The sequence below is a fragment of the Diaphorobacter sp. ED-3 genome, assembly GCF_027625375.1.
Lineage (GTDB): Bacteria > Pseudomonadota > Gammaproteobacteria > Burkholderiales > Burkholderiaceae_C > Diaphorobacter > Diaphorobacter nitroreducens.
The window spans coordinates 822,754-844,382 of sequence record NZ_CP115182.1; the positions used below are offsets into that span (position 1 = coordinate 822,754).

At 65.8% G+C, this 21,629-nt stretch carries 19 protein-coding genes and 2 pseudogenes; 10 read left to right on the plus strand and 11 right to left on the minus strand.

What is annotated here, in order from left to right; all coding sequences use genetic code 11:
- Positions 1-36: 36 nt before the first annotated feature.
- From PCQ86_RS04025 to PCQ86_RS04040, 4 genes and pseudogenes are all read right to left on the minus strand, one after another.
- Positions 37-351 (minus strand): helix-turn-helix domain-containing protein, encoded by a 315-nt coding sequence (locus PCQ86_RS04025; RefSeq protein WP_103738606.1) that lies wholly within the window; start codon positions 349-351, stop codon positions 37-39.
- Between the two features lie 627 nt (positions 352-978).
- Positions 979-1,305, minus strand: a pseudogene (locus PCQ86_RS04030) (EamA family transporter); the annotation flags it as partial.
- Entirely contained in the window at positions 1,302-1,652 is a 351-nt protein-coding gene (locus PCQ86_RS04035; RefSeq protein ID WP_270174924.1) for a DUF6488 family protein, read from the minus strand. The pseudogene PCQ86_RS04030 and the gene PCQ86_RS04035, both read right to left, overlap by 4 nt.
- A 19-nt stretch (positions 1,653-1,671) precedes the next feature.
- The gene (locus PCQ86_RS04040; protein WP_270174925.1) at positions 1,672-2,238 is read right to left on the minus strand and encodes a HupE/UreJ family protein; all 567 of its coding nucleotides are present in this window, start codon (positions 2,236-2,238) and stop codon (positions 1,672-1,674) included.
- On the opposite strand from PCQ86_RS04040, the gene istB reads away from it, so the two are divergent.
- Entirely contained in the window at positions 2,171-2,824 is a 654-nt protein-coding gene (gene istB / locus PCQ86_RS04045; RefSeq protein ID WP_270174926.1) for an IS21-like element helper ATPase IstB, read from the plus strand. The two genes, PCQ86_RS04040 and istB, sit on opposite strands and share 68 nt — an antisense overlap.
- A gap of 232 nt (positions 2,825-3,056) precedes the next feature.
- Positions 3,057-4,283, plus strand: coding sequence for an IS256 family transposase (locus PCQ86_RS04050; protein ID WP_270174927.1), 1,227 nt, complete (start codon positions 3,057-3,059; stop codon positions 4,281-4,283).
- Between the two features lie 59 nt (positions 4,284-4,342).
- Here PCQ86_RS04050 and PCQ86_RS04055 read toward each other — a convergent pair whose 3' ends face one another.
- Entirely contained in the window at positions 4,343-4,978 is a 636-nt protein-coding gene (locus PCQ86_RS04055; protein WP_270174928.1) for an NAD(P)-dependent oxidoreductase, read from the minus strand.
- Positions 4,979-5,093: 115 nt separating this feature from the next.
- Here PCQ86_RS04055 and PCQ86_RS04060 point away from each other — a divergent pair, with 115 nt between their 5' ends.
- Positions 5,094-5,996, plus strand: a complete 903-nt coding sequence (locus tag PCQ86_RS04060) for a LysR family transcriptional regulator (RefSeq protein ID WP_011804096.1) — start codon at positions 5,094-5,096, stop codon at positions 5,994-5,996.
- Between the two features lie 12 nt (positions 5,997-6,008).
- On the opposite strand, the pseudogene PCQ86_RS04065 reads toward PCQ86_RS04060, so the two are convergent.
- A pseudogene (locus PCQ86_RS04065) lies at positions 6,009-6,536 on the minus strand (DUF4256 domain-containing protein); the annotation flags it as partial.
- 315 nt (positions 6,537-6,851) lie between these two features.
- Here PCQ86_RS04065 and PCQ86_RS04070 point away from each other — a divergent pair.
- The gene (locus tag PCQ86_RS04070; RefSeq protein WP_103738107.1) at positions 6,852-7,913 is read left to right on the plus strand and encodes an NAD(P)-dependent alcohol dehydrogenase; all 1,062 of its coding nucleotides are present in this window, start codon (positions 6,852-6,854) and stop codon (positions 7,911-7,913) included.
- Here PCQ86_RS04070 and infA read toward each other — a convergent pair.
- Positions 7,910-8,179: a translation initiation factor IF-1 gene (gene infA / locus PCQ86_RS04075; protein WP_011804098.1), complete on the minus strand. Its 270-nt coding sequence runs from the start codon at positions 8,177-8,179 to the stop codon at positions 7,910-7,912. The genes PCQ86_RS04070 and infA overlap by 4 nt on opposite strands.
- A 504-nt stretch (positions 8,180-8,683) precedes the next feature.
- Here infA and PCQ86_RS04080 point away from each other — a divergent pair.
- Genes PCQ86_RS04080 through PCQ86_RS04095 form a run of 4 tightly spaced genes read left to right on the plus strand, consistent with a single transcriptional unit; the run spans position 8,684 to position 14,715 of the window.
- On the plus strand, positions 8,684-12,097 hold the full coding sequence (locus tag PCQ86_RS04080; RefSeq protein WP_270174929.1) for a response regulator: 3,414 nt from the start codon (positions 8,684-8,686) through the stop codon (positions 12,095-12,097).
- A gap of 43 nt (positions 12,098-12,140) precedes the next feature.
- Complete coding sequence (locus tag PCQ86_RS04085) at positions 12,141-12,974, plus strand: CheR family methyltransferase (protein WP_011804100.1); 834 nt, start codon at positions 12,141-12,143, stop codon at positions 12,972-12,974.
- Positions 12,971-13,570, plus strand: a complete 600-nt coding sequence (locus PCQ86_RS04090; protein WP_012655638.1) for a chemotaxis protein CheB — start codon at positions 12,971-12,973, stop codon at positions 13,568-13,570. Before PCQ86_RS04085 ends, PCQ86_RS04090 begins: the two co-directional genes overlap by 4 nt.
- Positions 13,567-14,715: a hybrid sensor histidine kinase/response regulator gene (locus PCQ86_RS04095; protein ID WP_270174930.1), complete on the plus strand. Its 1,149-nt coding sequence runs from the start codon at positions 13,567-13,569 to the stop codon at positions 14,713-14,715. The genes PCQ86_RS04090 and PCQ86_RS04095 overlap by 4 nt, the downstream gene beginning before the upstream one ends.
- A gap of 52 nt (positions 14,716-14,767) precedes the next feature.
- On the opposite strand, the gene PCQ86_RS04100 is transcribed toward PCQ86_RS04095, so the two are convergent.
- Both PCQ86_RS04100 and alkB read right to left on the minus strand, forming a co-directional pair.
- On the minus strand, positions 14,768-15,139 hold the full coding sequence (locus PCQ86_RS04100; RefSeq protein WP_012655640.1) for a response regulator: 372 nt from the start codon (positions 15,137-15,139) through the stop codon (positions 14,768-14,770).
- Positions 15,140-15,298: 159 nt separating this feature from the next.
- Complete coding sequence (gene alkB, locus PCQ86_RS04105) at positions 15,299-15,961, minus strand: DNA oxidative demethylase AlkB (protein WP_270174931.1); 663 nt, start codon at positions 15,959-15,961, stop codon at positions 15,299-15,301.
- A gap of 182 nt (positions 15,962-16,143) precedes the next feature.
- On the opposite strand from alkB, the gene PCQ86_RS04110 reads away from it, so the two are divergent.
- Both PCQ86_RS04110 and PCQ86_RS04115 read left to right on the plus strand, forming a co-directional pair.
- Positions 16,144-17,706 (plus strand): AMP-binding protein, encoded by a 1,563-nt coding sequence (locus tag PCQ86_RS04110; protein WP_270174932.1) that lies wholly within the window; start codon positions 16,144-16,146, stop codon positions 17,704-17,706.
- A 71-nt stretch (positions 17,707-17,777) separates the two neighbouring features.
- On the plus strand, positions 17,778-18,440 hold the full coding sequence (locus PCQ86_RS04115; protein WP_047349114.1) for a DsbA family oxidoreductase: 663 nt from the start codon (positions 17,778-17,780) through the stop codon (positions 18,438-18,440).
- Between the two features lie 68 nt (positions 18,441-18,508).
- On the opposite strand, the gene PCQ86_RS04120 is transcribed toward PCQ86_RS04115, so the two are convergent.
- Together PCQ86_RS04120 and cphA are read right to left on the minus strand one after the other, a co-directional pair.
- On the minus strand, positions 18,509-19,015 hold the full coding sequence (locus PCQ86_RS04120) for a CreA family protein (protein ID WP_047349115.1): 507 nt from the start codon (positions 19,013-19,015) through the stop codon (positions 18,509-18,511).
- Positions 19,012-21,597: a cyanophycin synthetase gene (gene cphA / locus PCQ86_RS04125; protein WP_103738114.1), complete on the minus strand. Its 2,586-nt coding sequence runs from the start codon at positions 21,595-21,597 to the stop codon at positions 19,012-19,014. The genes PCQ86_RS04120 and cphA overlap by 4 nt, the downstream gene beginning before the upstream one ends.
- Positions 21,598-21,629 lie beyond the last annotated feature (32 nt).

The following is a 21,629-nucleotide window of genomic DNA, read 5'->3' on the forward strand; positions in this document are numbered from 1 at the left end:
CTTGCGGTCGGATCGAGTGTTGCAGGAGCATCGCAGTCATGCGACAACCTCCAGGCCGCGCTTCTGAACGAGGTGCAGCAGCTTGAGCGCAGTGCCCGCGGGCTTCTTCTGCCCGATCTCCCACTTCTGAACGGTCGAGAGACTTGTGTTCAGCAGGCGCGCAAAAACCGCTTGGCTGACATGAGCGCTTTCGCGGATGCGTTTGATTTCGGCCGGCTCCAATGGCTCGACCGGAGGCAACCACAGCGGGTCGATTTCGCGCAGTGTGACCTGATCCATCACGCCTGCTTTCCGAAGGCCTTTGGTGGTGTCGCGCACGGCTTCAATGACGGGTGACCTCATCTTGCTCATCGCTGTCCACCTCCTCCAGCGTTCCGTCAACTAAACCCGTATCTTATAGCACCTGGTGCTACAGACTCTTAAGCTGGAGTTCCTCAGGAAGGGGCACTGCTCCCAGCGGCCGGTCGCGGTCCGACTGCGGTACTTCGGCCGCCAGGCTCAAATGGCTCCTTACGCTGCATTGCAGAAACCGAGCCGATCCTTCCCTTAGACAACCTGCAGCGGTGACTCGAAATCCTGCAAGACAAGACACCTTGCGGAGCGACCTCCTTCGGCATAGCCTACCGCGATGCCAGAAACGGACAAACTCTTTCCCGAGTACCAGCTCCTGTCCTGGCTGCGTGACGAGACATTCTTCAGTCTGGTTAGCCGTCACCACCAGCTTTGGGGGCATGTCACATCTGCGCAAACCTGCCAACTGATGTTCGGCAGCGCACGTGCCGGTGTCCACCATGATCTACCCAACAGTCTTGGCGTCTTCGCGCAGCGCACGAATGCATTGCTGGGTGACGTCGATTCCATTGCGAGAGAGCGGACACTGCTCAATTTCTACGCGGCTTTCGCCCCACCAGACGAGACTGCAAACGCTGTCGCGTGTATGTCCGGTGCCAGTGTGGCCCATCTGAAGCTGCGCCTGGGCATCGTCAGCATCAGGGACGCGCCTGCGCCGCTGGCGCGCTGCAGACCCCAGGCGAGCGCCACCGGCCCGACCAATGCGCCGAAGAAGGCCACCCCGGCCAGCCAAGGCAAGTCGCGCCTTGTCAGTCGGGCCTCCTGCGAGCCTGGCTGGCGCAGCAGCGCACCCGCAACTGCAGCGCCGGCGTACAGCAGGGCCGCAGTCCAGAAGGGCCCAAGCCCATGGCCGGCGCGCTGCACCAGAGGCGTGCTCAGTCCGAACAGCGCCGCCGCCAGCGCGGCCAGCACCGCGCCGGCCACCGCGGGCCCGCGCAGGCCGGGCGTGCTCACTTGCCGGTGAAGTTGGCCGCCACGACGTTGCCGGGCAGGCTGAGGAACACGTACAGCGTCTGCTTGCTCGCGTCGGTCACCTGCGGGTTCTTGAAGGTGACCTTCCACTCCTTGCCCTTCTTGCCGTCTACCTGCTCGATCTTCTCGTGCTTGACCGCCTTCCAGCTCGCGTCCAGCTTGCCGGACGACACCAAGGAGTCCTTGCGCTGGGCGGCACAGGTCAGGACCGTCTCCTCAGCGGCCGGCTTGGAGCCATGAAAGTGGCAGGAGCTGCCCTTGTCGGCGAAGGCAGGAGCGGCGCCCAAGAGCGCGGCGGCAGAGACGATGGCGATGGTGAGGTGTTTCATTGGATGTCCTTTCAGTGGGTCAGTTGATGTTGTCCCGGGTGGGATCGGGTTTGCTGATCTCCATGTCCTCATGGATGTGCTTGTGCTCCTCGGTCGGGAAGCGGAAGCCGTCGGGGTCGGAGTCGTGCCAGTAGCCATGCAACTGCATCACGAGCAGCAAGCCGCCAATGAACATCAGGGCCGTGTTCGCGGCCACTGAGAACTTGGCAAAGCTCGGGCGCCGCCGCCAGGCAGCCAGCAGCACCAGCATGGCCGTCAGGGCCGCGATCTGACCCAGTTCGACGCCGACGTTAAAGCTCAGGATGCGGCCCAGCATGCCGGCCTTGTCCTCTCCCAACGGCAGTTGCTGCAATCGCGTGCACAGGCCAAACCCGTGGATGAGGCCGAACGCGAACACGGCCCCGAGCATGTTGGGCGACTTCATGTCCAGGTGCCGCTGGAAGCCGCCGTTGTTGTCAAAGCCCTTGTAGATGACGGTCAAGGCGATCACGGCGTCCACCAGCCAGTAGTTCCAGGTGATGCCCAGGAACGTGGCGAAGATCGGGTTGCTGCTGGAGGCAGAGACTGCCGCCCGTAAGTCTCGCAAGCTCAACCGGCTGGTGCGCGTGGCAAGCCTGCCCGAGACGGCAGCGTTCGAGGACCTGGACACGCGGGCGAGCCGCGGCCTCTACAAGGCATTGCTTTCGTCGCTAGCCAGCTGCAGCTGGATCGCGCGAAGGCAGAACCTGATGATCCTAGGACCTACTGGCGTTGGAAAGACTTGGCTGGCCAGTGCCTTCGGACAACAGGCATGTCGTCTTGGCATGACGGCGGCGTTTCATCGGGTCAGCGACCTGTACGGCGCGATCTCTGAGTCGGTGCTGGACGCCTCACTGCCGAAGCTGAAGGCCGCGCTCTACAAACCCAGCCTGCTGATCCTCGATGACTTCGGCATTGGAGAGATGACGCCCGTGGCTGCGCAGGTGCTGCTGGATGTCGCCGACCGTCGAATGCGCTCAGGCTCATTGCTGATTACCAGCCAGTATCCCTCTGAGAAGTGGCACGACTTCTTCCCTGATCCGACAATCGCTGACGCCGTCCTCGATCGCGTGGTGCACCAGGCGCATCGCCTGCAGCTCAAGGGTGAGTCGATGCGAAAACTCAGAGGACGGGCGGCCCTGGCATCTGCCTAAGAGCCAATTCTGGATGGCTTGGAGCAGCCGCAAATCGACCTCTAGGCACTTTTCGCGCTTCGGGCGCGCGCAGACTCACATTGCGCGAGCGCCCGCAAGTCTGGCGCTCACGATCGCCCATTGGATGTTTTGGAAGAAGGCATCAACGTACTTCGCCGCCGCAGAGGGTGTGCAGAATTTTGTGTAAACGGACAATCCACCGCCGGCGTAAGCCGGCCTGTCCGTAAGCACAATGAACACCAAGAAACACGACGTACCCGAAGAACTGCTGTCTGGCCTGCTGGCCAACTACAAGAAGCCCGAAGACCTCATCGGCGAGAACGGCCTGCTCAAGCAGTTGACCAAGCTGCTGGTGGAGCGAGCCCTGGACGCTGAGCTGACTGAGCACCTGGGCCACGAACGCAACGAAGCGGTAGCCAACACCACTGGCAACACCCGCAATGGCAAGAGCAAGAAGACCCTCAAGGGCGATTTCGGCGAGTTGCCCATCGAGGTGCCACGTGACCGCCATGGCAGCTTCGAGCCCCAGCTCATCCCCAAGCACCAGACCCGCTGGGCCGGCTTCGACGACAAAATCATCTCGCTGTACGCCCGCGGCATGACGGTGCGCGAGATACAGGCCCACCTGGAGGAGATGTACGGCACCGAGGTCTCGCCCAGCCTGATTTCCTCGGTGACCGACGCCGTGGCCGATGAGGTCAAGACCTGGCAAGCCCGCCCGCTCGATGCAATCTACCCCATCGTCTATCTGGACTGCATCCATGTGAAGGTGCGCGAGGGCGCTGTGCGGGTCAAGGCTGTGTACCTGGCCATTGGCATCACCATGACGGGCGACAAGGAGGTGCTGGGCCTGTGGCTGGCGCAGACCGAGGGTGCCAAGTTCTGGCTGCAGGTGATGACCGAATTACGCAACCGGGGCGTGCAGGACATCTTCATTGCCTGTGTCGACGGGCTCAAGGGCTTCCCTGACGCCATCGAGGCCGTCTTCCCCAAGGCGGTGGTGCAGCTGTGCATCGTTCACATGGTGCGCCACAGCCTGAACTACGTCTCATGGAAGCGCCGCAAAGAAGTAGCCGCCGACCTGCGACGCATCTACACGGCAACCACCGCCGAGGAGGCCGAGCTGATGCTCGGTGAATTCGAGGCCCGCTGGGATGCCGAGTACCAACCCATCGGCCAGTCCTGGCGCAGGAACTGGAGCCGGCTGATTCCGTTCTTTGACTACCCACCCGAAATCCGCAAGGTCATCTACACCACCAACGCCATCGAGTCGGTCAACATGAGCCTGAGGAAGCTGACCAAGAACCGGGGCTCGTTCCCCAGTGACGAAGCGCTGACCAAACTGTTCTATCTGGCCCTGCGCAACATCAGTCAGAAGTGGACCATGCCCATCCGGGATTGGAAGGCTGCGCTGACCCGCTTTACCATTCAGTTCGGAGACCGCATCTCCGTCAATTGAAGTCCGAACCGTTTACACAAAAATTCGGACACGCCCGGCACGGGGCTTTCGGTTCGTTCTCAGTGCGCCACAGTGAAGCGCCGGCCGCGGTGTTTCGCGGACTCTGCTTCATCCACCATGGCGACCGCATAGTCCTCCAGCGAGATGTCGCTGGGCCCGCTATCGCCCATGATTACGGCATCGTTCGCGGTCCGGTACTGTCCGGTGCGGGTTCCCGGGTGGATCATGGGCGGGGGGCTCAGCACCGTCCAATCCACATCGGGTGTTTCGCGCAGCAGTTTCAGGGCTGCTCGGGCACCCTCGGCCGTCGCTTTCCATTGTTCAGGGAACGACGGTGTGTCGAGCAATTGCACGCCGGGCTCGACCTCCAGACTGCCCGCCCCGCCGACGACCAGCAGGCGGACGCCCGTGGCACGCGCTGCATCGATGATGGAGTGCATTCCTTTGAGGTAATAGCCATATACGTCGGAGTTGGCATGGCCACTGAATGCGCTGATCACCACGTCGTGCCCACGGAGAACCGCGCGCAATTGCTGAGAGTCCAGGGCATCTGCGCCCTGAACCTCAAGGCCCTGCGCGGCGGGGAGTCTTGCGGGGTTGGACACGATGGCGGTCACGTGATGACCGCGCGAGAGCGCCTCTTGGCGGATGGCGGAGCCGATAAAGCCAGTGGCGCCGATCAGTGCGATACGCATGGAATGTTCCTTTCTTTGACCCGCGGATTCGGGGTGCGGGGTCAATGATCCTCTTGCCGCATCGTCAGAAAAAGAGGACAAAAAGAACAATACTGGTATCTAATTCGAACCAATCATGCCATCCCCCGTGGGCGATCTCAACCTGTTGCGCGCTTTCCTGGCCGTCGCCGATGCGCGCAGCTTCACGGCCGCCGCCGAACGTCTGCACATTGCGCGTCCGCAGGTGAGTCTTCAGATTCGCCGTCTGGAGAACGTGCTTGGCGCGGCCCTGTTCCACCGTACGACGCGCACGGTTACGCTCACCGATGCCGGGCAACGGTTGTTCGAAGAAAGCGCGCCTCTCATGCAGGGGCTTGAGCAAGTGCTGCAACACGCCGGATCGCGTGGATCGGGTCTGCGTGGCCGCTTGCGTGTCAGTGCGCCTGTTGAATATGCCGTTCAGGTCATGTCGCCGGTGGTGGCGGAGTTCGCTGTCCGCCATCCCGAGGTCAGTTTGGAACTTGTGGTCAGTGACAAGGTGCAAGACCTCGTTGGCGAGGGCATCGACGTGAGCATCCGTGTGGGGTGGTTGCGCAATTCAAGCGCGCGGGTTGCGAAACTGGGGGAATTTGGGCAGGCGGTCCTGGCGTCACCCGAGTATCGGGCCCGCTGTCCGCGTCCGGAGGCTCCCGAGGACCTGGCGCATCACCGGTGGATCGCGCTGACCTTGCTGCCGGCGCCCCTCACATGGTCATTCACCAACGGGACAAAGGACATCACGGTGCGCATGGCGCCCAAGCTGCGCACCGATTCCGCTGTCGCCTTGCGCGCCTTGCTGCTCAATGGCGCAGGCGTTTCGGTTGGCAGTTTGCTTCACTTGGAGAGTGACATCCGCAGTGGAACGCTGGTTCGGCTGCTCCCGGAATGGACATTGCGCAAAGGAGGCGTCTATGCCGTGTATCCGCCCGGCACAGCCATTGCACCTGCGGCGCGCGCCTTCGTCGAGCTTTTGAAGGGCGAAATGCTCCGGAGGGCTTGATGCAGGGGTCCAAATCCAACTCGAAGTCTTCTGGTCGAAATCCTCTACCTCCTGTAGTGCGCGGTACTGCGCCTCTGTCAGCAGGGTGACGCCCATGGCCGCGGCCGCTTCGATGGCGCTGTTCTGCGGCTTGTGCAGCTTGCGGGCATGCAGGGCCTGTGCGTCGTAGCACAGGCTCCTGCGCCCGCTCGGGCTCTCCGCCGTGCAATCGCAGAAAAGGTAGGTTCCGTCCGCGGTGGCACTGCCGACGATGTCGGGCTCGCCGCCCGTTGCCTCCATGTCCTGCAGCGCCTCCAGTTTGTTGGCATTCAAGCGTGCATGGACATCGGCCCAGGCGACGGTGGGGTGCCGGTGCATGTGGCTCTCGAACCGCTTTTTCAGCGTCTGGCCAAGGACATCACGTTGTGCTGTTTTCATGTCTGCTCCTGGCAACGGCGCCTTCAGCGCTCGGGTGGTGGCTTGTTGCACCGTCAGCGGGCCCAAACGACGACGCATGGCATGTCCTGCGGCGACCTTTTTTGGGCGCGAGCGCTGTGGCATGCCGAACCCGAGTAGGCTGGCATAGACGTCACGGTTTCACGCCACCGGGCCGGTGCGGAGGTGGGCAAGCAGCCGTTTCACCACCGCACGGTGTGGGGGTGTCATCGTGTCCTTCATGTCAACTCCTTGGTCTGGGGGCATGGCCAGGCTGAGGGACCGTTGACGCGGTTCTACTCCAGCAACGCCCTGCCTTTCAGCGTCGCCCGGAGGAAGGCAGGCCCTGCCTCAGGCCGGAAGTGCCGATAAGATTCTGTTCCGAAACGCATCGGACCGAACCTGTACAACAGGGGCGTGAGCCATTCACAGGAGAACCCCATGACCGTCAAAGCCTACGGCGCCCACGCGAGCGACCGCCCCTTGCAGCCCCTGGAGATCGCACGGCGCGCACCGGGCGCGCACGACGTGCAGATTGGCATTGCCTATTGCGGTGTGTGCCATTCCGATTTGCACCAGGTGCGTTCGGAATGGGCGGGCACGCTGTATCCGTGCGTGCCGGGGCATGAAATCGTCGGGCGCGTAGTGGCCGTGGGCGCGCAGGTGTCGGCGTTCCAGGCGGGCGACCTGGTCGGCGTGGGCTGCATTGTCGACAGCTGCCGGCATTGCCAGGATTGCGACGAAGGGCTGGAGAACTATTGCGGCCACATGGTCGGCACCTACAACGGCCCGACCGAGGACGCGCCCGGCCACACGCTGGGCGGATACTCGCAACAGATCGTCGTACATGAGCGCTATGTGCTGCGGGTGCGCCATCCGCAAGGGCAGTTGGCCGCGGTTGCTCCGCTGCTGTGCGCGGGCATTACCACCTACTCGCCATTGCGCCATTGGAAGGTGGGTCCGGGGCATCGCGTGGGTGTGGTCGGCATCGGCGGGCTGGGCCACATGGGCATCAAGCTGGCGCACGCAATGGGGGCGCATGTGGTGGCATTCACCACCTCTGAATCCAAGCGCGCTGCGGCGCTCTCGTTAGGTGCGCACGAAGTGGTGGTTTCCCGTCATCCGCAGGAGGTGGCCGCGCATGCCAACAGTCTCGACTTCATCCTCAACACGGTGGCGGCGCCGCACGACCTGGATGCCTTCCTGCGCCTGCTGCGGCGCGACGGTGCGATGACGCTGGTGGGTGCGCCAGCGTCGCCCCATCCGTCGCCCAACGTGTTCAACCTCATCATGAAGCGGCGCACGCTGGCTGGCTCCTTGATCGGCGGCATTCCCGAGACCCAGGAGATGCTCGATTTCTGCGCGGAGCATGGCATCGTGGCGGATATCGAGTTGATCCGCGCCGATGAGATCAATACCGCCTATGAACGCATGTTGAAGGGCGACGTGCAATACCGCTTCGTCATCGATATTGCCACGCTGGCCGAATCAGCCGGGGCCTAGCGGCGATGGGGCGAGGGGCGGCGCGGTGCGCCGCCGGCACGCGGCTCCAGGTGGCGGAAGGTGATACGGCCCTTGGTGAGGTCGTAGGGGGACATCTCCAGAGACACGGTGTCGCCCGCAAGCACTCGAATGCGGTGCTTGCGCATCTTTCCGCCCGAATAGGCGATGAGGGTGTGTCCGTTCTCGAGGACCACGCGAAAACGGGAATCCGGCAGCACTTCGTCTACCTTGCCTTGCATTTCAATCAACTGCTCTTTATTGGACACGGAACTCCTTTGAGATCAACGGCAAGAGCCAGCATGGGCATGCCCTTGCCTGGGGGCCTGTGAGAGCACAGGCTGCGGAACGCGCCGGCCGTCCGGCGCGATAGACGAGGTATTGCCCGTCTTTTGCTGCGCTGGCGCGTTGCCACCTGCGGCAGTGAAATGAAGGGCCGTAAGCGCGCTGTAGAACGCACAGTGCGGCGGATCACCGAGGGAAGGGGTGGGAAGCCGGCGCTTGCCGCTGCGGGGATCTGCTCCCCCGGGCGCGCGTAACGCGGGAAAGGATGGGAGTTTAGGACAATTACATAAACCTTGCTGACCAGTGATGGATTGGCCCTGCCGGCAGGTGCGACATAAGATCGCTAGAGGGATACGCTGCGGTGAAGACGTTGCCCTACAGGAGCAAGGGACCCGTTGCTCCTGTCATCGCGCGGCAATGTTTACTCCACGTCACACATGACTGTCTCCAGTTCCGATGCTCGGCCCCGTGCGGCCATCCGAGGGGGCATGCCCGTCCGCCTGATGGTGGGATTTGCTTTGGCGGCATTTGCCGCCCTGTTGATCGCCGTGCTCACCTACCGGTCCAACGACGAGCGCGCGAAAGCCGTGGACAACCTCAACGCGACGGTCGAACGGATCACGCAGATCCAGATGGTCTGGTCGCATTTGAAGGACGCTGAATCCGCCAAGCGGGGCTACCTGCTGTCAGGGCAGGAGCAGACGCTGGGCTTGTTCACCGTAGCCCAGGCCGCCGTGCCGGTGGCCCTGGAAAAGCTGCGCGGGATGACGCGCGGGAGCCTTTTGGAGCAGCAGCGCTTCGATCAATTGCAGAGTTTGGCCACCAAACGCATGACCGAACTTGCGCACATCGTTGCGCTACAGCGCGAGGGCCGGCGCGAAGAGGCCCTGGAGGCCATGCGCGGCGACGGTCAAGCCACCATGGAAACCACCCGCACGCTGGTGCGCGAGATGCTCAACACCGAACAGCAGCAACTGCAGGCCCAGCGGGAGGTGTGGGAAGGAGCGTTTGCCATCTCGGCCTACCTGACGTGGGGCAGTGCCGCCGTGCTGTTGCTGCTGACCTGTGCGTCTGCGGTGATGACCATGGCGGAGTACCGCAGCCGCGAGGTCGAGAACTGGATCAAAGGCAACCTTGTAGGGCTGGGCACGCGGCTGCAAGGTGAGCAGCGCATCCATGACATGGCGGGTGCTGTCATCGGCTATCTGGCGACGGAGTTGGATGCCAGGGTAGGGGCCATCTACGTGACGCAAGGCCACGGCATCTTCGAGCGCATGGGCGGCTATGCGCTGGCGCCCGACACCGGCCCTGGGGCCGTGCGGGCGGGAGAGGGCCTGCTGGGCCAGGCGTTGCAGAGCCGCACTCTTCAGCATGTGCGCCACGTGCCCAGCGGGTATCTGCCAGTGACCTCCGGCACGGGCCAGGCCACGCCCGCCGAATTGGTGATGATGCCCATCGTGCTCAATGGCGTAGCGCTCGCGGTCGTCGAAATGGGGTGGTTCCGCGCGGTTGCTCCGCACGAAGTTGACTTCCTTGTGCGCGCCGGGGAGCAGTTGGCCCAGGCCGTTCGGGGCGCATTGGATCGCTCGCGCCTGGAGAGTCTGCTGGACGAGACGCAGCGCCAGGCGGAGGAGTTGCAGGCACAGCAGGAAGAGCTGCGCGTCAACAATGAGGAACTGGAGCAGCAAAGCCGCATGCTGCAGGAGTCCCAAAACCTGATGCAGGCGCAGCAGGCGGAGTTGGAGCACAGCAACGCCCAACTGGAAGCGCAGACCGAGCAGCTGCAGTACCAGAAGCAGCGCCTGCTGACTGCACAGGACGCCCTGGAGGCCAAGGCGCGTGATTTGGCGCAGGCCAGTCAGTACAAGAGCGAGTTCTTGGCCAACATGAGCCATGAATTGCGCACGCCGTTGAATTCCAGCCTGATACTGGCCAAGCTGCTGGCCGACAACAAGCAGCAGAACCTGACGGCGGAACAGGTCCGCTACGCGCAGACCATCCACAACGCTGGCACCGATCTGCTGAACCTCATCAACGACATCCTCGATCTGGCAAAGATCGAGGCGGGGCAGACCTCGGTCGAGATTGGCCAGGTGACGGTGGCCAAGGTGGTGGCGGGCGTGATGGAACCGCTACGGGCCCAGGCGCAGGACAAAGGCCTGCAATTCAACGCGGTGGTGGAGCCGGGCGTGCCGGCATTCATAACCTCCGACGCGCAGCGCCTGGCGCAGATTCTCAAAAACCTGCTTTCCAATGCGCTCAAGTTCACCGCGCGCGGCGAAGTGACCATGCGCGTCTTTGCAGGAGACAACGACACGCTGTGCTTTGCCGTGCGGGATACGGGCATCGGCATCGCGCCCGACCTGCAAGAGCGCATCTTCGATGCCTTCCACCAGGCCGATGGCAGTACCCATCGCAAATACGGCGGCACTGGCTTGGGCCTGTCGATCTCCCGGGATCTGGCGCAGTTGCTCGGCGGCAGCATCGCGGTGCAGAGTGCGCCGGGCGAAGGCAGTGTCTTCACGCTGACCCTGCCCATCACGGCGCCCCTTGTCGGCGATCCGGGCGAGCGCCCTGCAAAGCTGCCAGTGGCGCCGGCGCTTGCCACACGCGCTGCCGAACCGCCGCGTGCGAGCCAGCCAGAGGCCCCGGTGGGGAAACCATGCGCTCCCGTGCACGTCCTGCCGGATGACCGGGAGCAGTTGGAACAGGGGCGTTACACCATCCTGGTCATCGAGGACGACCCGCGGTTTGCGCGCATCCTGTGCGACCTCGCGCATGAGATGGGTTTTCAGTGCGTCATCGCCTCGACGGGCAGCGACGGCCTGGCGGCTGCACAGGAATACGGCCCCAGCGCGGTGGTGCTGGACATGAACCTGCCGGATTTCTCCGGCCTGGGCGTGTTGGACCAGCTCAAGCGCAACCCGGCCACGCGCCATATTCCCGTGCACGTGGTCTCGGTGGCCGACTACATGCAGGAGGCCATGGAGCGCGGCGCCATCGGCTATGCGCTCAAGCCCGTCAAGCGCGAGGAACTGGAGCAGGCGCTGCTCCACATGCAGGCCAAATTCACCCAGAGCATGCGCCGCGTGCTGGTGGTGGAGGACGACGCGCGCCAGCGCGAGAGCGTGCACCATCTGCTGGCAACCGACGGCGTGGAGATCGTGGGCGCCGCCACTGCGCGGCAGGCATTGGACCTGCTCAAGGGCAGCACGTTCGACTGCGTGGTGATGGACCTGCACCTGCCCGACCTGAACGGGTACGAGCTGCTGCAGCAGATGGCCGAGCAGGAAGAGGTGTCCTTTCCGCCCGTCATCGTCTATACCGGGCGCAACTTGTCGCGCGACGAGGAACAGCAACTGCGACGCTTCTCCAAGTCCATCATCATCAAGGACGCGCGCTCGCCCGAGCGCCTGCTGGACGAGGTCACGCTGTTCCTGCACCAGGTGGAATCCACCTTGCCGGACGACCGGCGCCGCATGCTGCAGCTGGCGCGCGACCGTGAGTCCACTTTCGAAGGGCGCACCATTTTGGTGGTGGAGGACGACGTGCGCAACGTGTTCGCGCTGTCCAGCGTGCTGGAGCCCACGGGGGCGCGCGTGGAGATCGCGCGCAACGGACGCGAGGCGCTGGAGGCGCTGGAGCGTTCCAACGCCGCCGGCGAGAGCGCCGTGGACCTGGTGCTGATGGACATCATGATGCCCGAGATGGACGGCTTCGCCGCCATGGCGGAAATCCGCCGGCGCCCCGAGTGGCGTCGTCTGCCGATCATCGCGCTGACCGCCAAGGCCATGAAGGACGACCAGGAAAAATGCCTGGCCGCCGGCGCCAACGATTACATCGCCAAGCCGCTGGACGTGGAGAAACTCCTGTCGCTGGTGAGGGTGTGGATGCCCAAGTGAGCGTGCGCCAGCGCGCGGAGACACACGATATCGGAGCCAACACTTGCCGCACCAACGCAAGACCGCAGAGATCGAGCAGCAGCTGCTGATCGAGGCCATCTACCTGCGCTATCACTACGACTTCCGCGGATATGCGCAGTCGTCGCTCAAGCGCCGGCTCCAGGCCGCGCTCACGCGGTTCGATTGCGAGACGCTGTCCCAACTGCAGCATCGGCTGCTGCACGAGCGCGCGGTGTTTCCTGCGCTGCTGGACTACCTTACCGTGCAGGTCAGCGATGTGTTTCGCGACCCGGAGTACTTTCGCGCGCTGCGCGAAAAGGTGGTGCCGCTGTTGCGCACCTACCCCTCGCTCAAGATCTGGGTCGCAGGCTGCAGTACGGGAGAGGAGGCGTATTCGCTCGCCATCCTACTGCGTGAGGAGGGGTTGCTGGAACGCTCGTTGATTTACGCCACCGACATCAACAGCACGGCACTGCAGCGTGCCGAGGCGGGCGTGTACGACATTGAGCGCGTGCCCGGCTTCACCGAAAACCATGCGCGCTCGGGCGGGCGTTCCTCGCTGTCCGACCACTACAGCGCCGCCTACGGCCGCGTGGTGTTCGACAAGAGCCTGCGCCGGCATATCGTTTTCTCCGACCACAGTCTGGCGACCGACAGCGTATTTGCCGAGGTGCACCTCATCTCCTGCCGCAACGTGCTGATCTACTTCGACCGTACGCTGCAGGACCGCGCCCTGGGCCTGTTCCGCGAGGCCCTGTGCCGGCGTGGATTCCTGGGCCTGGGGGCCAAGGAATCCCTGCGCTTTTCCTCGCACGCGCCGGCATTCGAAGACTTCGTGGCGCCCGAGCGCATCTTTCAGAAGAGAGGTGACGCATGAGGCAGGCGGCTTTGCCACGCGCGCGCCTGGACGCCATCGCCATTGGCGGGTCGGCCGGCAGCATCGAAGCGCTGGGTGTGGTGCTTCCCGCGCTGCCTGCGGGTTTCCATGCGGCCCTGCTGGTCGTGCTGCACCTGCCGCGCGAGCGGCCCAGCCTGCTGTGCAACATCTTCCGCCAGCGCTGCGCCCTGCCGGTGCGCGAGGCCCAGGACAAGGAGCCCGTGGAGCCGGGCACGGTGTATTTCGCGCCGCCTGACTATCATTTGCTGGTGGATTCGGGGCCGAGGCTGTCCCTGTCCGTGGATGCACCGCTGAATTTCTCGCGCCCGTCGATCGACGTGTTGTTCGAATCCGCCGCTGATGAATACGGGCCGCGGCTCATGGCCGTGCTCCTGTCGGGCGCGAACAGTGACGGAGCGCGTGGCTTGCGCGCAGTGCAGGCCGCTGGCGGCGCCACGGTGGTGCAGTCGCCCGACAGCGCTTCGTCCATGGCCATGCCGCAGGCGGCGCTGGCCCTGATCCAACCCGATCAGGTGCTTCCCCCGGCACGCATCGCCGCGCTGTTGACCACCTTGCATAAGGAGGGACTTTCGTGATTTTTGCCCCACCGGCTGCACAGCCCGCGAGTCATCGGACCGGCGCGTGCGTGAAATGCCTCATCGTGGATGACGTTCCTGAAAACCTCGTCGCATTGCAGGCGCTGTTGAAGGATGAGGACGTCGAGATCCTCATGGCCGGCTCCGGCGCCCAGGCGCTGGAACTGCTGCTGGCCCACAACGACGTGGCGCTGGCGCTGCTGGACGTGCAAATGCCCGAGATGAACGGTTTCGAACTGGCGGAGTTGATCCGCGGCAGCGAGCGCACGCGGCACATCCCGCTGATCTTCATCACCGCCGGCTCGCGGGACCAGGGCTGGCAGTTCCGCGGCTACGAAAAAGGTGCGGTGGACTTCCTCTACAAACCCGTCGACCCCCACATGCTGGTCAACAAGGCCCGGGTGTTCTTCGACCTGCAGCGCCAGCGGCATGCGCTGGCACGCGAGCTGCAGGAGCGCACCGAGGCGTTGTACATCAACGAGATGTTCATGGCCGTGCTCAGCCACGATCTGCGCAGCCCGCTCAGCGCCATCATGGCCGTGGCCAGTGTGCTGCAGCGCGCTCCCGAGCCCGCCAAGGTGCAGGCTCTGGCGTGCAACGTGCAGCAGGCCGGGCGGCGCATGGGCCGCATGATCGAGGACCTGTTGGATGTGACGCGCGCCCGCCAGCATGGCAGGCTGGCCATCGAGCCTGCACCCATGGACCTGGGGCAGCAGGCGCAGCGCGTGGTGCAGGAAGTCCGCGCCGGCCACCCCGAGCGCCACCTGCGGCTTGAGCAGCAAGGGGATCTGCGCGGCGAGTGGGACGAAGAGCGCCTGGGCCAGATGCTGGCGAACCTGCTGGGCAACGCCATGCACCACGGCACGCCCGACCAGCCGGTGGAGTTGTCACTGGACGGCGCCGCCGCCGATACCGTGGTGCTGCGCGTGAGCAACGGCGGTGCGATTGACGCCGAACTGCTGCCCCGGCTGTTCGCGCCATTCACCGGCCGGCGCAACCGGGCCGGTCAACACCAGGGGTTGGGGCTGGGGTTGTTCATCGTGCACCAGATCGTGCAGGCCCATGGCGGGACGATCGACGCCGCCTCGCAGGCGGGGCGCACCTGCTTCACGGTGACGCTGCCGCGGCGCGCGGTGGCGGCTTGACAGGACGGGGGCGGGGGGATGCCGGGCCTTCAGCGGCCCGGCAGGTGCCGCCTCAGGCGGGGCTGGCGCTTTGCAGGTGGCTGGCGATCACGTCCAGCAACTCCTCCAGCTCTTCCAGCTCGAACGGCTTGAGCAGGGACCGCACATGCGGGCCCAGCGTGCCCACCCCGTGCTCCAGCGGATAGCCCGAGCACAGCACCACCCAGCGCTGGGGGTTGCTTGCCAGCAGGTGGCGGCACAGATCCAGCCCGCTCATGCCGGGCAGGCTCACGTCGGACACCACCACGTCGTGCGGCTGGGCCGCATCGCGCTGCAAGGCCTCCTCGGCCGTGGCGCAGGTGACGACGGTGCGGCCTTCTCCCTCCATCAGCAGGCCGATGGTGTCTCGCAGTTCGCAGTTGTCTTCGACGTAGAGGATGCGCAAGTGAGGTCCTTGGGATGCGGGCTCTGCCGCAGGGCAAAGGAGCATTGTGCGGGGAACGTCTTACGCCGGTGTAAGACAATGTGCCGTTCTGCGAAATTATCGTTAAAAATGGCTACAAGATCCGCCCAGTAAGCGCAAGCAGCTATCAAACATGTAGCATCAGGTGGCCTTGCGCAGCGTGAGGTTGATGCGGCATTCGCCCGTTGCCGGGTGCTGGCCCGGCGCCACCGGCAGCACGCCGTGAAAGCGCAGTCGGTCCACCCCGCCCCAGACCACCGTGTCGCCATGGCGCAGCGGCACGCGCAAGGCGCGCTCGCCACGTGTGGCGCCACCCCACAAGAAGGTGGCGGGCAGACCCAGCGAGATGGACACGATGGGCGCTGCCAGGTCCTGCTCGTCGCGGTCCTGGTGCAGCGACAGGCGCGTGCCGGGGGCGTAGCGGTTGATCAGGCAGGCGTCGGGCACGAAAGCGGCAAAGCCGGCCTCCTGCGCTGCGGCATGTGCCAGCTGCGCGAAGTCCGCGGGCAGGGCGGGCCAGGGCTTGCCGGTCAGCGGGTCCAGCGCAGCGTAGCGGTAACCGCGCCGGTCGCTCACCCACGACAACGGCCCGCAGCCTGTGGTGGCTACCGACATCGCCTTGCCTCCAGGGGTCTGCATGTGGCGCCACGGCGCTTGGCGCACCACCTGTCGCACTTCTTCCAGCAACTGGGGTGCCTGTGCCAGCGCGAAGCCGCGCAGCAGCACGGCCTGCATGCCCAGCGCCAGCGTGGATGGCTCCGCGGGGTCGTCGGCAAACAGGTCTTCGGAGGGCGCAGATGGCATGCCCGTAGTGTGAGCCAAAACGGCCTCCGGCTCTTAACCATCCAGCGCAACGTGCTACTGATAAAGGAGCAATCGGTTGGTCGGTGCTCATCCCCGCCAGGGATTTCCCTTGTGTATTTCTGCGACTGTGCGCGCTGCCGGCGCTTGCCTATAGTCGCACCAGGAGACAACGCGACAACCCCATGAACATTGCCCACCTGTTGCAGCGCAGCGCGCTGGTGCATGGCGAGCGGCCCGCGCTGCTGGCCGGCACATGCCTGCTGCACGACTACCGTACCCTTGCCGCGCGCGTGGCCGCGCTGGCCGCACACCTGCGCGCGCATTGCGGCGTGCAGCCGGGCGAATGCGTGGCCATCTTCTCGGCCAATGGTCCGCAGTATCTGGAGGCGCTGCACGCCATCCACTGGTGCGGCGCCATCTCGGTGCCCGTCAACTACAAGCTGCATGCGCGCGAGCTGGCCTACGTGCTTGCCGACAGCGGCGTGCGCGTGGTGTGCGTGTCTGCGGCGCTGCACGATGCGGCGCTGGCTGCGGGCGCCGACGCCGCGGCGGTGCAGGTGTTGGGGGCATCCGCCTGGGAGCAGGCGGCGCAGGGCGCGCCGCTGGCGCTGCAGGAGCGCGCCCCCGACGACGTGGCCTCGCTGTTCTATACCTCGGGCACCACCGGGCGGCCCAAGGGCGTGATGCAGACGCACCGCAACCTGCTGGCCATGACCATGGCCTACTTCACCGACGTGGACGATGTGCAGCCCGGCGACGCCATGGTCTATGCCGCGCCCATGTCGCATGGTGCGGGCTTGTACAACTACGCCCACATGCTGCGCGGCGCGCGCCATGTGGTGCCCGCGTCCGGCGGGTTCGACCCGGCCGAGCTGGTGCAGCTGGCCGCGGACGTGGGCCGCCTGTCGCTGTTTGCGGCGCCCACCATGGTGCATCGGCTGGTGGAGCACGTGCGCCGCACGGGTGCCAATGTGGACGGCTTCAAGACCATCGTCTACGGCGGCGGTCCCATGTATGTGGACGACCTGCGCCGCGCCATCGACACCATGGGGCAGAAGTTCGTGCAGATCTATGGCCAGGGCGAAAGCCCCATGACCATCACCGCGCTGGCGCGCGAGCACCTGGCCGACACGGCGCACCCGCGCTGGGCCGAGCGCATCGCCTCGGTGGGCGTGGCGCATGCGTGCGTACAAGTGCGGGTGGTGGATGGCGATGACCGGCCCGTGCCCACGGGCGAACTGGGCGAAGTGGTGGTGCGCGGCGACACCGTGATGGCCGGCTACTGGCGCAATCCCGAGGCGACGGCGCAGACGCTGCGCGGCGGCTGGTTGCACACGGGCGATGTCGGCAGCCTGGACGCGCACGGGTTTCTGACCCTGCGCGACCGCAGCAAGGACGTGATCATCTCGGGTGGCTCCAACATCTACCCGCGCGAGGTGGAGGAGGTGCTGCTGCTGCACCCGCGCGTGAGCGAGGTGGCCGTGGTGGGCCAGCACGATGCCGACTGGGGCGAGGTGGTGGTGGCCTTCCTGGTGGCGGGCGAGGGCGGCGCCGTGGACGATGCCGCGTTGCATGCGGAACTTGACGCGGAACTTGACGCTTTGTGCCTGGACCACATCGCGCGCTTCAAGCGCCCCAAGGCCTACCGCTGGGTGCCGGCCCTGCCCAAGAACAGCTATGGCAAGGTGCTCAAGACCGAGCTGCGCGCATGGCTGCAGGCCGAAGGGGCGGGGCGCGGGCCGTAACAAACCCGGGGCCGGCGCGGACATTGCGCCGCCCCTACCATGGGCGCTTTGCCCCGGCTGGAGCCCTTGCCATGACCCAACCCGTCTCCCTTAAGATCGACTTCGTCTCCGACGTGTCATGCCCCTGGTGCGCCATCGGCCTGCACGCGCTGGAGCAGGCCGCGAAGCGGCTGGACGGCGAGGTGGCGCTGGATCTGCACTTTCAGCCCTTCGAGCTGAACCCGCAGATGGGCCCCGAGGGCCAGGACATCGGCGAACACCTGCAGCAAAAGTACGGCGCCACGCCGGAGCAATCACAGCAAAACCGCGAGGCCATCGCCGCGCGCGGCGCGCAGTTGGGCTTTACCTTCAACATGGACCGGCGCGGCCGCATCTACAACACTTTCGACGCGCACCGCCTGCTGCACTGGCTGGAGGAAGAGGGCACGCCGGAGCAGCAGGGCGCGCTCAAGCATGCGCTGTTCACCGCGTATTTCACGCAGGGCGAGAACCCTGGCGACCACGGCGTGCTGCTGCGGCTGGTGGCGCAGCTGGGGCTGGACGAGGCGCGCGCCCGCGCCGTGCTGGCGTCCCAGGAATATGCCGAGGCGGTGCGCGAGCGCGAGGCCTTCTACCAGGGTCACGGCATCCATTCGGTGCCGGCGGTGATCATCAACGACCGCCATTTGATCCAGGGCGGCCAGCCGGTCGAGGTGTTCGAGCAGGCGCTGCGGCAGATCGCGCAGCAGGCTTGATGCTCTTTTATTGATAGCTGGTAGCGCTTGCCCATCAAGCGCTGCAGCCTGTTTTGGCTTGAAACCTGTCAGCGCAGCGGGATCGGCGTGCCCCGGTCCACGGGCACGGCCGTCACGCTGTTTTGCGGCGAGCCGTCGATGAGCTTCTCGGAGTAGGTCAGGTACACCAGCGTGTTGCGCTTGGCGTCCACCATGCGCACCACGCGCAGGCGCTTGAACAGGATGGACATGCGTTCGCTGAACACTTCCTGCTGCGCCTTGAGCGGCTGCATGAAGGTGATGGGCCCGACCTGGCGGCAGGCGATGGAGGCCTCGGCGCGGTCCTCGGCCAGGCCCAGCGTCCCTTTGATGCCGCCGGTGCGCGCACGCGACACATAGCAGGTCACGCCCTGCACAGCGGGGTCGTCATAGGCCTCCACGATGATGTCGTGGTCGCGGCCGATCCACTGGAAGGCGGTATCCACGGTGCCGATCTTCTCGGCCTGGGCCGCGGCCGGCCCGGCAGCCAAGCCCAGGGCGCATGCCAGCAGGGCCAGGCTTGCCATGCCCGCGCGCAGGCCGCCGCGCGCATTCATGGCGCAACCGCCGAGGCTTCGCTGCAGCGCTGCGCCAAGTGGGCCAGGGCTTCCTCCACCTGGTCCACCAGCACCAGGCACAGGTCGCCCGGTTGCAGGCGCTCCAGCGCATGGTCGATGGCGAGGAACTCGCCGTGGATCTCGGTCACGTAGCGCGTGCGCGGCGCGCCCTGCAGGCCCTGGCGCAGCAGCGCCAGCACCTCGCCGTCGGCACGGCCGCGCTGGCAGGCGTCCTGGTACAGCACCACGTCGTCAAAGGACTGGCCCAGGATCTGGGTCTGCTCGACGATGTCCTGGTCGCGCCGGTCGCCCGCACCGCTGATCACCACGCTGCGTTGCTGGGCCGGCATGGCCTGCACGGCCTGCACCAGCGCGCGCATGGCGTCAGGGTTGTGGCCATAGTCGGCGATCACGGTGGCGCCGCGGTAGTCCATCACGTTGAAGCGGCCGGGCGCGTTGTCGCTGTCGTTCATGAAGCCGGCCAGGCCGCGGCGGATGGTCTGCCAGGGCAGGCCCACGCCCCAGGCCGCGCCGATCGCGGCCATGACGTTCTCGACCTGGAAGCCGATGGTGCCGCCGCGCGTGATCGGGATCTCGCGCAAGGAGATGGTCTCGCGCCACGAGCCCTCGGCCGCCACGATGGAGTCCCCATCCACGTAGACCACTCGGTTGCCCTGGGCGCGGTGCGTGGCCATGACGGGGTGGTGGCGGTCGGCGGCGAAGAAGATCACCTTGCCCGGGCATACGCTGGCCATGGCGGCCACGTGCGGGTCGGCGGCGTTGAGCACGCCGTAGCCATCGGCGGCCACGTTCTGCACGATCACGCGCTTGAGCACGGCCACGTCTTCCACGGTGGTGATGAAGTTCAGCCCCAGGTGGTCGCCCGCGCCGACGTTGGTGACCACGGCCACCTGGCAGCGGTCAAAGCCCAGGCCTTCACGCAGGATGCCGCCGCGCGCGCATTCGAGCACGGCCGCGTCCACCTCGGGGTGGAACAGCACGTTGCGCGCGCTCTTGGGGCCCGAGCAGTCGCCGCTGTCGATCTGGCGGCCGTTCACGTACACGCCGTCGGTGTTGGTCATGCCCACGCGCAGGCCGTGCGCTGCGAACAGCTGGCCGATCAGGCGCGTGGTGGTGGTCTTGCCATTGGTCCCAGTGACGGCCACCAGCGGGATGCGCCCGTCCTGGCCGGGCGCGAACAGCTCGTCCACCATCGGCACGCCCACGTTGCGCGGCTTGCCGAACGACGGGGCCAGGTGCATGCGCAGGCCCGGCGCAGCATTCACCTCGACGATGCCGCCGTTTTGCTCTTCCAGGGGTTTGAGCATGGTTTCGCAGACCACGTCCACGCCGCAGATGTGCAGGCCGATGGTCTGCGCGGCCTCGATGGCGCGCGCGGCGATCTCGGGGTGCACGTCGTCGGTCACGTCGGTGGCACTGCCGCCGGTGGACAGGTTGGCGTTGTTGCGCAGCACCACGCGCTGGCCCTGCACGGGCACGGAGTCGGGCGTGAGGCCTTCGGAGGCGATGCGCGCGATGGCGATGTCGTCCAGGCGCACCTTGGTCAGCGCCGTGCCGTGGCCCGAGCCGCGGCGCGGGTCCTGGTTGACGATGTCCACCAGCTCGCGAATGGTGTGCTGGCCGTCGCCCAGCACCTGGGGCGGCTCGCGGCGCGCGGCGGCCACGAGCTGGTGGCCCACCACCAGCAGGCGGAAGTCGTGGCCGGGCAGGAAGCGTTCGACCATGATCTCGTCGCCGAATTCGCGGGCGGTCTTGTAGGCGGCCTCCAGCCCCTCGCGGGTGGTGATGTTGACCACCACGCCCTTGCCCTGGTTGCCGTCCTGGGGCTTCACGACCACGGGCAGGCCCACTTCCTGGGCCACCACCCAGGCGTCCTCCACGTCGACCACCGGGCGCCCCAGCGGCACGGGCACGCCGGCGGCGTGCAGCAGGCGCTTGGTCAGGTCCTTGTCCTGTGCGATGGATTCGGCCACGGCGCTGGTGGTGTCCAGCTCGGCGGCCTGGATGCGGCGCGCCTTGGAGCCCCAGCCCAGCTGTACCAGTGAGCCGCTGGTCAGGCGCCGGAACGGGATGCCGCGCGCCACGGCGGCGTCGACGATGGAGCCGGTGGACGGGCCGATGCGCTCGTCCTCGTCCAGCTCGCGCAGCTCGGCGACCACGGCGTCGGCGTCGAAGGGGGTATCGGCCAGCGCGGACTGCAGCAGGGCGCCGGCGTGCTCCATGGCCAGGCGGCCCACGGCCTCCTCGGTGTACTCCACCACCACCTGGTAGGTGCCTTCTTCCAGCGTGGCGTGGGTGCGGCTGAAGGTCACGGGGCACCCGGCCTGGGCCTGCAGCGACAGGGCGGCCACTTCGAGCACGTGGGCCAGCGACAAGCGCTGCTCGGCGCCATGGGGCTGCAGGGCGCCGATCTTGGGAAAGCGCGCGCGCAGGCGGTCTTCAAAACCCGCGATGTCTGCGTAGCCGCACTCTTGTGGCTCGCAGTGCACAACGGCTTCGATGGCGGTGTTGCGGCTCCAGAGGTTGGGGCCGCGCAGGGCGCGGATGCGGGTGATCTGCATGGTGTTTTCTTTCAGCCCGATTTTTCAGTCAA

Bases quoted from the DNA above. Each gene is read 5' to 3' on its own strand.
- PCQ86_RS04060 (WP_011804096.1), top strand. From the start codon at position 5,094: ATGCCATCCCCCGTGGGCGATCTCAACCTGTTGCGCGCTTTCCTGGCC.
- PCQ86_RS04090 (WP_012655638.1), top strand. From the start codon at position 12,971: ATGAGGCAGGCGGCTTTGCCACGCGCGCGCCTGGACGCCATCGCCATT.
- PCQ86_RS04050 (WP_270174927.1), top strand. From the start codon at position 3,057: ATGAACACCAAGAAACACGACGTACCCGAAGAACTGCTGTCTGGCCTG.
- PCQ86_RS04120 (WP_047349115.1), bottom strand. From the start codon at position 19,015: ATGAATGCGCGCGGCGGCCTGCGCGCGGGCATGGCAAGCCTGGCCCTG.
- PCQ86_RS04055 (WP_270174928.1), bottom strand. From the start codon at position 4,978: ATGCGTATCGCACTGATCGGCGCCACTGGCTTTATCGGCTCCGCCATC.
- istB (WP_270174926.1), top strand. From the start codon at position 2,171: ATGCCCAGGAACGTGGCGAAGATCGGGTTGCTGCTGGAGGCAGAGACT.
- PCQ86_RS04035 (WP_270174924.1), bottom strand. From the start codon at position 1,652: ATGAAACACCTCACCATCGCCATCGTCTCTGCCGCCGCGCTCTTGGGC.
- PCQ86_RS04110 (WP_270174932.1), top strand. From the start codon at position 16,144: ATGAACATTGCCCACCTGTTGCAGCGCAGCGCGCTGGTGCATGGCGAG.
- PCQ86_RS04070 (WP_103738107.1), top strand. From the start codon at position 6,852: ATGACCGTCAAAGCCTACGGCGCCCACGCGAGCGACCGCCCCTTGCAG.
- alkB (WP_270174931.1), bottom strand. From the start codon at position 15,961: ATGCCATCTGCGCCCTCCGAAGACCTGTTTGCCGACGACCCCGCGGAG.
- PCQ86_RS04080 (WP_270174929.1), top strand. From the start codon at position 8,684: ATGCCCGTCCGCCTGATGGTGGGATTTGCTTTGGCGGCATTTGCCGCC.
- PCQ86_RS04115 (WP_047349114.1), top strand. From the start codon at position 17,778: ATGACCCAACCCGTCTCCCTTAAGATCGACTTCGTCTCCGACGTGTCA.
- cphA (WP_103738114.1), bottom strand. From the start codon at position 21,597: ATGCAGATCACCCGCATCCGCGCCCTGCGCGGCCCCAACCTCTGGAGC.
- PCQ86_RS04025 (WP_103738606.1), bottom strand. From the start codon at position 351: ATGAGCAAGATGAGGTCACCCGTCATTGAAGCCGTGCGCGACACCACC.